8 protein-coding genes are annotated in these 8,883 nt (G+C 53.5%); 5 read left to right on the top strand and 3 right to left on the bottom strand.

The features are described from left to right. The 3 genes from CX651_RS15565 to CX651_RS15555 all read right to left on the bottom strand — a co-directional run. On the bottom strand, positions 1-136 hold a 136-nt coding region (locus tag CX651_RS15565; RefSeq protein ID WP_157822673.1), incomplete at its 3' end, for a helix-turn-helix domain-containing protein. A 61-nt stretch (positions 137-197) separates the two neighbouring features. Beyond that, positions 198-635, bottom strand: a complete 438-nt coding sequence (locus CX651_RS15560) for a cyclophilin-like fold protein (RefSeq protein WP_157822694.1) — start codon at positions 633-635, stop codon at positions 198-200. Positions 636-775: 140 nt separating this feature from the next. Continuing rightward, entirely contained in the window at positions 776-1,996 is a 1,221-nt protein-coding gene (locus tag CX651_RS15555) for an MFS transporter (protein ID WP_198552059.1), read from the bottom strand. A 232-nt stretch (positions 1,997-2,228) separates the two neighbouring features. Between CX651_RS15555 and CX651_RS15550 the strand changes: the two genes are divergently transcribed. The 5 genes from CX651_RS15550 (at position 2,229) to CX651_RS15530 (ending at position 8,827) form a co-directional block, all read left to right on the top strand. Beyond that, positions 2,229-3,128, top strand: coding sequence for a LysR family transcriptional regulator (locus tag CX651_RS15550; RefSeq protein ID WP_025011314.1), 900 nt, complete (start codon positions 2,229-2,231; stop codon positions 3,126-3,128). 246 nt (positions 3,129-3,374) lie between these two features. Then, positions 3,375-3,947 (top strand): aminodeoxychorismate/anthranilate synthase component II, encoded by a 573-nt coding sequence (locus CX651_RS15545; protein ID WP_101056778.1) that lies wholly within the window; start codon positions 3,375-3,377, stop codon positions 3,945-3,947. Between the two features lie 177 nt (positions 3,948-4,124). Then, positions 4,125-6,605 carry a S9 family peptidase gene (locus CX651_RS15540; RefSeq protein ID WP_101056777.1) on the top strand — a complete coding sequence of 827 codons (2,481 nt, stop codon included), beginning with the start codon at positions 4,125-4,127 and terminating at the stop codon, positions 6,603-6,605. A 136-nt stretch (positions 6,606-6,741) separates the two neighbouring features. Then, complete coding sequence (locus tag CX651_RS15535; protein ID WP_101056776.1) at positions 6,742-7,884, top strand: HDOD domain-containing protein; 1,143 nt, start codon at positions 6,742-6,744, stop codon at positions 7,882-7,884. Between the two features lie 37 nt (positions 7,885-7,921). Next, positions 7,922-8,827: an alpha/beta hydrolase gene (locus tag CX651_RS15530; protein ID WP_101056775.1), complete on the top strand. Its 906-nt coding sequence runs from the start codon at positions 7,922-7,924 to the stop codon at positions 8,825-8,827. The last annotated feature ends 56 nt before the right edge of the window (positions 8,828-8,883 follow it).

The following is an 8,883-nucleotide window of genomic DNA, read 5'->3' as shown; positions in this document are numbered from 1 at the left end:
GATTGCGATTTACTTCCCGGCTGATTGTGCTGTGACTGACTTTCAGACGTTTTCCTATCTCCCGATAACTGAAACCCTCGCGTAAATAGGCCTCAATCTGGTATCGTTGTCCCTCGATCAACTGCTTGTAATTCATGGTAACTACTCATGTTTGTTTGGCGACTACAGAGTATCACCAACAGGCAGTTGATCTCTCCTCACCGTTTAACCATGAGTGGTGCACTTATTATCTGAATTCGGGACTCCTTGTTAGAGTGAGACTTGAGCTGTTTACTTTCGATAAGCCCCGCTTTTTCTATGCGGATTTTCTGCCTGCCTGAAAATTTCATCAGCTCTTTGCCAGTGTCTATCCGCCCTAGCGGGATCAAGCCTTGGGCGTAGCCGTGATCACGATAGAAAATGGCCAGATTCCCCCAAGGGGCGTAATAGGTGAGGTCGCCAACCTTGGCCGAATGTCCGCTGGGGACATCCAAGGTGGAGAGCTTTTTGGGTAAGTCCGCGATTTTCTCACTGGCGCCATAGTCGCTCAGTTCAAGTTCAAGGGGTAACAAGGCAAGAAAATCCCGGCTGGCAGAGTTGTCTTCCAGGCTCGCGACCAGGGTTTTGCCGCCCAGTAACAGAGTTATGCTGTGCATGATTTTTGTCTCCTCAATCTGAGTGGGTAACTGGTCTTGAGCCAGAGACATTTGTCCTCCAAGGAAAGGCAGGACAAACATAAATGCCTTGGTTATCTTTAAACAGGCTGTATTGGTCAAAGGCTTTGTCCATGTCATCGTCAGACCCTATCCTTTTGGCTTTTCGGGGTTTCGTAGCCTTGTGTTACCCCGACCAAAGCTGTGGATAGCAACAGCAGCAGGGCGCTGATACCAAAACAGAGTTGGTGGCCACCAATGTCGAATAACACACCTCCCAAGGTAGAACCCAAGGCGATAGAGAGCTGAATGACTGCGACCATCAGGCCACCGGCTGTTTCGGCCGATTGCGGAATAGTCCGTGGCACCCAGGCCCACCAACCCACAGGGGCGGCTGTAGCGATAAGTCCCCAGAGGAGTAACAACACAATCACCGAGATCAATTGAGTGCCAAAGAACGCCAAACCGAGTGCGCTGACGGCCATCAACAAGGGCATGATTTTCAGCGTCAGATAAAATTGTCGTTTCAGAGCCCCATTGATAAGGCTGGTGCCTATGAGCCCGGCCAGGCCTATGAGCAACAGGATCAGGGATAATGGCTTTACAGCCACTTGTGTGACGCTTTCCAGAAACGGGCGAACATAAGTGAATAGGGTAAACTGCCCCATAAACAAACTGGCAATCGCCAGCATACCGGCCAGTACTACTGGAGTGCGTAACAAGCCCAGTACCGCAAAAGTGCCGCGGATCCTCGCTGAACGCTCTCTAACCGGCATGGACGGCAGGCTAAGCCATTGCCAAATCAGGGTGATGACAGCTATTGGCAATAAACAGAGAAAGGCGCCACGCCAACCAAGCATTGAGCCCAGATAAGCGCCGAGAGGGGCTGCCAAAATCATCGCCAAGGCGTTCCCGCCATTGAAGATGGCCAGCGCTTTGGGGACTTGTTCACTCGGTACCAAGCGCATGGCAATAGCCGCCGACATGGACCAGAATCCACCTATGACGACACCGATCAGTGCCCGGCCCAGCAAGTAACTGGCATAGCTATCGGACAGACCTATGATGAGGCCGGAAATCCCCATCAGCCCTGTCAGTCCCAGAAGCAGTGTTTTACGGTTTACCTTACCGGCCAGTACCGGGATAAGTAAGCTGGTCACCACGGCCAATATGCCGGAAATGGCTATCCCTTGGCCGGCCATTCCTTCGGTTATCTGCAGGGATGAGGCTATAGGAGTCAACAGGCTGACCGGCATAAATTCAGACGCAATTAGGACGAAGACACATAACGACATGGCAAAGACACCACTCCAGCAGGCGGTATCTTCAGTGGTTGGAAGCGGATCTGTAACTGAATGGCTCATAGATTGAGAATTTCCCCTCAGGAGTAGCTGGCGCTGGTAGCCGTTGTTGGATGAATTTATGACCAGCAGAATAGGCCTGGACGGCTGTGGTAACAAGCGCTCTAAATTCATTGAAACTATGAATCCAATTCATTAATAACGGATGTTTTTCGGTTATATTGGCCCAGTTTTCGAAGTATTCTTGTGAATATTTGATTGATTTGGTGAGCTGAAGGCCAAGCAGGGGAATAATATGAAGCGGGAAGAATTGAGTGATTTAACTCTATTTATGGCGGTCGCTGAAGAGCGCAGTTTTACTCGCGCGGCGACCCGACTCGAGCTGTCTCAATCCGCGGTCAGCCATGCAATAAGGCGCCTGGAAGAGGGGGTTGGTATCAAATTACTCAATCGTACTTCCCGTAAAGTGTCCACCACAGATGCAGGTGAAAAATTGTTGGCGGCCCTCAAGCCCGGGCTGGGGATGATCAATGCGAGAATTGAAGAGTTGCGACTATTGGGTGATGCCCCTAGAGGGCTGGTGAGACTGGCTACCAGTAAACCTGCGCTGCGAACCCTGCTGTGGCCCAAGTTGTCACAGATAGTGCGTGACTACCCGGAAGTGCAGATTGAGCTGAATCTGGAAAGTCGCCTCACGGATTTGACCGAAGAACGTTTCGATGCCGGGGTAAGGCTGCGGGAGTTTGTCGGCCCGGACATGATTGCCGTGAAAATTGGCCCCGCTGTGCGATTGGCAGCCGTGGCCACCCCTGAATACTTCAAACGCCATGGCGTGCCAAAGCACCCCCATGACTTGGACGAGCATGCTTGCCTGGTATTGAGGTTTCATGCTCATGCACCCGTCTATGACTGGGAGTTTGAAAAAGAGGGCGAAGAGATAGTCAAACACGTATCCGGCCCCTTTATTTTCAGTGAGAGTGATGTGTGTATTGAAGCGGCCAAGGCCGGGCACGGCATTGCCTTTGTTACCGAAGCCGAAGTGACGGAAGAGATAGAGAATGGATCCCTTCGGCGGGTGTTGGCCGATTGGTGTCCGCCGTTTGAAGGATACTGCCTGTGTTATTCCGGGCGGCGTAATATCAGTTCGGCATTCAGGTTGGTTATTGACAGACTCAGGTATGAGGGTAAGGATTGAACTGGCATCAAGGAGAACCGGCCCAAGGCATCTATTATTCAGGATACAATAAGTTTGTCGTTTGAATGAGCCAATAGCTGACCGAATAAAGCTATCCTTGTTCATCCCCAGGTTGAACCAGCTCAGCGTTAAACGTAACATAGCGTGCGCAAAAAGATGGCGCCTGAAAAAAGATGGAACATCTCCAGCGGTATCTTGTTTGCGGCACTGTAAGCCCTATCTCTTAAATCAATCGGTTCCCGTTATATGCTGCTGATGATCGACAACTATGATTCCTTTACCTTCAATCTGGTGCAGTATTTTCAGCAGTTGGGGCTGCAGCCTGTTATCAAGCGTAACGATGAGATTGGGCTCGATGAGATCCGCGAGTTGGCGCCGGATTATCTGGTGATCTCTCCCGGGCCCTGTAGCCCGGATCAGGCGGGGATCTCGCTGGCCGCCATCGAACATTTTGCCGGTAAGTTGCCTATCCTGGGCGTCTGTCTTGGGCATCAATCGCTGGCTCAGGTGTTTGGTGCCAAGGTGGTTCGGGCCAAGCGGGTGATGCATGGCAAGACATCGGCAATCAGTCACAATGACCGTGGGCTGTTTCAAGGCCTGGCCAACCCCTTGACTGTGACCCGCTATCACTCGCTGTTGATTGACCGTGTGCCCGAAGGTTTTACTCTGGATGCCTGGTATGATGACCCGGTACACGGGCGGGAAATCATGGCCATCAGCCATGCCGAGAAACGCCTCTACGGCGTGCAGTTTCATCCCGAATCCATTCTGACCCAGCAGGGGCTTGAACTACTCAATAATTTCCTGCGTCTGGCTTAAGGAGCAGTGAGTCAGTCCTGGATTCGTACCAAGGCTCCATCCTTAACAAGCCTTTACAAGTTTTCAGCTTTTGCAGAACAACATCCTCTGGCAAATATGGTATAACAGGCCGCAATCGCTTGTTTTCTGTCATATGTCGCTTCCCGGCGGCCAAGATAACTATAAAAAGGAAGGATGATGAAAAGCCTGATGCGTCATGCCGGTCTGAGTGTTTTGACTCTGGCCGTTCTCAGCGGCTGCGCCGCCACCGAGCCGCGACTCACCCCCCAAGAGATCACCAACACCAGCCAAACAGTACCCTTGGCAGCGCCTCCTGTGGCCGACAAGCCGTTAACTCTGAATCAAATTATGGCGGATCCCGATTGGATGGGACTCGCCCCCAAGGGTGCCTACTGGAGCGATGACAGCCACGCTGTGCTGTTCGCCCGCCAGCAGAGTGCATCTGTGCTGCGCAGTTACTATCGTCAGGGAGTGGCAGACAAACAGGCGCAGGAGCTGGCGTTGTCTGAACTGCATACAGTTTCGCAACGAGACGGTGTTCTGAGCCCGGATAAGCGCCGCAAGGCTTACATCTATCAAGGCAACCTGTTTGTGAAGGCGCTCGATAGCGGTGAGATCACTCAGTTGACCCGACAAAATACCAAGGTTGAAGGGCTGCGTTTTTTAGCGAATGGCGATCTTGCCTATTGGCAGGCGGGGCAGATATTCAGATTGCATGCAGACTCAGGCCTTGTGGAGCAGCTCGCGGATATCAAGATGGCCAAAGAGCCGGCACAGGCCCAAGAGCCGGAAACTTATCTCGCCAAGGAGCAACACAAGCTGATCCGCTATGTGGCCAAACAGCAGGAAAACGCCAAGTCTCGGGAGACATATCAGCAGCAGTTACAGAATGAAGACCCGACCCTGTCGGCCAAGCCTTGGTATCTGGGCGAGAGTGAGCAGTTGGTGGAACTGAGCCTGTCGCCGGATGGCCGCTATGTGCTGCTGGCGTTGCAGGACAAGAGCTACAACTGGCGTGGCGAGCATGACATCATGCCCAACTATCTTGGCAAAGATGGCTATGTCGATCCTGTGCCCGTGCGAGCCAGAGTCGCTGAAGACAAGGCACCGGGGCAGCGCTTGGTATTGCTGGACTTGCAGCAGCAGAGTCAGAAAGAGATAACCATCGAAGGTTTGCTCGGTTACAACCAGGATGTGTTGGCCGGCGTCAAGGCTGAAAACGCCAAGGCGAAGGGGGAGCGCTACGAAAGTGAAAAAGCCCCGCGCAAGATCCAACTGATGCAGGATTGGGGCTGGCGCCAAAGCGCTATTCAATGGCAAGAGTCGGGCGAGCGAGTGGCCGTAATGCTGGAAGCCGTGGACAACAAAGACCGTTGGCTGGCCCGGCTCGATCTGGCCAAGGGCAAGCTAGTCACTGAGCACAGGCTGCATGATGATGCCTGGGTAAACTATGACTACAATCAGTACGGTTGGCTACCCGGCAGCGAGACCCTTTACTACCTGTCGGAAGAGAGTGGTTATTCGCAGCTGTATCTCAAGCCGCTCGGTGGCAAGGCGCGGGCTTTGACCTCGGGCAAGTTCGTGGTCAGTGACATCACTCTGAGCCCGGATAACCGTTATATCTACTACAAGGCCAACAAAGAACACCCCGGCAAGTACAATGTTTATCGGGTTGAGATAAGTAGCGGCAAGGATGAACAACTGACCCAGTGGAATGGAGTGCTTGACTACAGCCTGAGCCCGGATGGCCGTTCGCTGCTGTTGACCGCCTCCAGCCTGACCCGGCCGGATGAGCTCTATATTCAAACCATAGGCGGTGAGCTGACCCAGCTGACCCATTACACCAGCGACAGCTTCAAGAGCTATCCTTGGCAGGCGCCTGAGGTGGTTGCCGTGCCTTCCAGCCATGGCGCAGGTGAAGTCTATGCCAGGGTGTATCTGCCGGCAGGTTTCGACAAGGATCGCGCCGAATCATATCCGGCGGTGATCTTCAATCATGGTGCCGGTTATCTGCAGAATGCCCATTATGGGTTTTCCGGTTATTTCCGTGAGTTCATGTTCCATAACCTGCTGGCACAGCAGGGATATGTGGTGATGGACATGGATTATCGCGGCTCCAAAGGCTATGGCCGCGACTGGCGCACCGCCATCTACCGTAATATGGGGCATCCGGAAGTGGAAGACTTGGCCGATGGCGTCAAGTGGATGAGCCAGCATGCCAATGTTGATGCCAAGCGGGTAGGCACCTATGGTGGTTCTTACGGCGGCTTTTTGACCTTTATGGCACTGTTTACCCAACCCGAGTTGTTCCAGGCCGGCGCCGCGCTGCGGCCGGTGACCGACTGGGCTCATTATAATGCGCCCTATACCTCGAACATACTCAATACCCCGGAGGTGGATCACATTGCCTATGAACGCAGTTCGCCCATCTACCATGCCGAGGGTTTGCAAAAGCCGCTGCTGATCATGAGCGGAGTCATGGACGATAACGTATTCTTCCAGGACAGTGTTCGTCTGGTGCAGCGACTGATAGAGCTGGAAAAACCGATGTTTGAGACGGCTATTTACCCGGTTGAACCCCATGGCTTCAGGCAGCCATCAAGCTGGCTGGACGAGTATCGCCGTATCTATAAGTTGTTTGAACAAGAGCTGAAATAGTCACTTTACAGGCCTCATACGAGGCCTGTTTCTTTTTGCTATCAAGATATTGCTGATAAAGCCGCTACATATAACAATAAAGGGGCTAACATAAAAACACAGGGCCCGGGCACGGGCGTGGCAGGAAGGTAACATTTTGGCCTTGTCGGTAGCGGGTGGGGTTAAACCCGGCAGTGTAATAGAGATAGAGCAGCGTCTGTATCAGCAGTTGATACTGGGCAAGCAACGCATTGACAGTGGTGGCGATAAGCTTGAACCTGAGCTGGAGGCGGTGGCTTTCAAGCTTGAGGTTGAACGTGAGGCGACTTTGGAACGGCTCGCCAGGCAGCAACAGGCCAAGGCGCTCTATCAGAAGGTGTCGGCTCAGTTAATCGAGACCCTGGCGGCAGAGCTCGGCAATCGTCTGGCCTCCATCGAAGAGGTGGCACGCCTGGCAGGCATCACAGATAAACAGATCTTGCTGCTGGAGTTATTGCTGCACCCAAGGCTTGATTTGGCGCGCATTCGCCCGGTCGTTGCCGAGCAGAGTTGGCTGGTGAGAGACTTGAGCTCTCTGGTCAACAGTCCCTCATTCAGGGCTCGCAGGCCGCAGAATCTGGATGTACAGCTGACAGATCTCAAGTTGGTGCTCAGCTATATCGGGGTTGAGAATCTGCGCATTTTAGTCCCTTACTACAGCTGTCGTTATTGGCTGCCCACAGGCCATGCCAGTCTGCTTTGGACTGTGCGCAAGCTATGGCGTTTCTCGCAGGTGCAGGGCATTGCTGCCAGAACCCTGGCCAAGTTGCATGACTTGGATGCCCCTATGCTGCATGCGGTTTCCCTGATGCAGCAACTGGGGATCTCAGTGCTGCTCTCCATGAGCGCCAAGTTGTTTGAGCAGTTGCGCGGCTCATGGCTCAGAGAGGCGAGTCGAGACAGGGATAAGGCTCTCTATGATGCCATTGCCCTGTGTGATTTCCCCGCGGCCTTGGTCTATTCCCTGGTTAAGCAGCATGCGCTATCACTCAATTGGCAACTGCCAACCCAGCTTGGGTTTGCGGATGCGGCCATGGTGACTCTGCTCAAGGAGCGGGACACGGCCCTTGGCTTCAGTCAGTTGTCAGCCAATGCGGCAGTGCTGGCCAAAGCCGATTGTTTTGCCAAGTGTTTTTTACTGGAAGAGATGCGGCAACTGGAATTCAGGGACAGGAGGATCATGATGGCGTATCATGAGCTCACGGAACAGGAACTCATTCGTCTCAAAGGCCAGAATTACCGCAAACCCGAGCTGCTTTAAGCCGTTGCGGAGCCTGTAGGCCTTCCATGGAGGAGCTATGCCCAGTTGGCAAGCCTCGGTATTGAACCGGTTGTTAACTTATGTGGCGCGGCCATCGGTCAGTCGCGGCAGTGCCAAAGTACCACTCAGTGCTATTCGTCAGCGTTTGCTGGAGATGGATCGTCGCTTGCTGGGCTGGCTGCCGGAACTCAAGGTCGAACACTGGCCGTTGAGCCACTCGCCGCTCATCCATTACCAGCTGCCGCAACCCAGAGAAGTCAGCCTCTTTTATATCCGCGGCGGAGGCTTCTGTTTCAAGACCCCCCATGCCCATGCCCGTTTTCTGGCCGATATCATGCGGCGCAGTCTGGCAGATTGTTACGTGCCCGATTATCGTCTGGCACCTGAGCACCCGTTTCCGGCGGCCTGTGATGATGTGCTGGAAGCTTATCGGATGACGCTTGAGCATTGTGACCCGGACAAACTGGTGCTGATGGGGGACTCGGCCGGAGGCAACTTGGCCTTGAGCCTGTTGTTGCAGCTGAAACAGCTTGAGTTACCGTTGCCGAGAGCCTGCGTGTTGCTGTCTCCGGCGCTGGATCTCGGCATCACAGGCGATACCGAGCGCATTTTGGCGGCCGACGACCCCTTGTTTACCGTTGAATCCCTGCTCAGACTCAGGGGGGCGTATCTCGCCGGTAGTAACCCCATGTCTGAGCGGGTTTCGCCGCTTTATGGTTGCTTTAAGGACTTGCCGCCCATCTTGCTGCTGGCCGGTACCCGTGAGCTGTTGTTGCAGGATGCCGAGCGCCTGCAACAGGCGGTATTGCGCGACGGAGGCCGGATAGAAGCCGGTTTCTACCTCAATATGCCCCATGTCTTTCCGCTATTTGAACTCTTGCCCGAGGCCATGGAAGCCAGGGGCCAAATCGCTGCTTTTATACGCAATAATCTACTGTTATGATTGTCGTTAACTATTCAAAATAGGTGAATAGTTAACGAATTCGGTGTCAGTTGAGA

The sequence above is a fragment of the Shewanella chilikensis genome (genome assembly GCF_002836945.1).
GTDB lineage: Bacteria > Pseudomonadota > Gammaproteobacteria > Enterobacterales > Shewanellaceae > Shewanella > Shewanella chilikensis.
This window is presented reverse-complemented; position numbering and strand designations above follow the sequence as displayed.

Bases quoted from the DNA above. Each gene is read 5' to 3' on its own strand.
- CX651_RS15545 (WP_101056778.1), top strand. From the start codon at position 3,375: ATGCTGCTGATGATCGACAACTATGATTCCTTTACCTTCAATCTGGTG.
- CX651_RS15530 (WP_101056775.1), top strand. From the start codon at position 7,922: ATGCCCAGTTGGCAAGCCTCGGTATTGAACCGGTTGTTAACTTATGTG.
- CX651_RS15540 (WP_101056777.1), top strand. From the start codon at position 4,125: ATGAAAAGCCTGATGCGTCATGCCGGTCTGAGTGTTTTGACTCTGGCC.
- CX651_RS15555 (WP_198552059.1), bottom strand. From the start codon at position 1,996: ATGAGCCATTCAGTTACAGATCCGCTTCCAACCACTGAAGATACCGCC.
- CX651_RS15560 (WP_157822694.1), bottom strand. From the start codon at position 635: ATGCACAGCATAACTCTGTTACTGGGCGGCAAAACCCTGGTCGCGAGC.
- CX651_RS15550 (WP_025011314.1), top strand. From the start codon at position 2,229: ATGAAGCGGGAAGAATTGAGTGATTTAACTCTATTTATGGCGGTCGCT.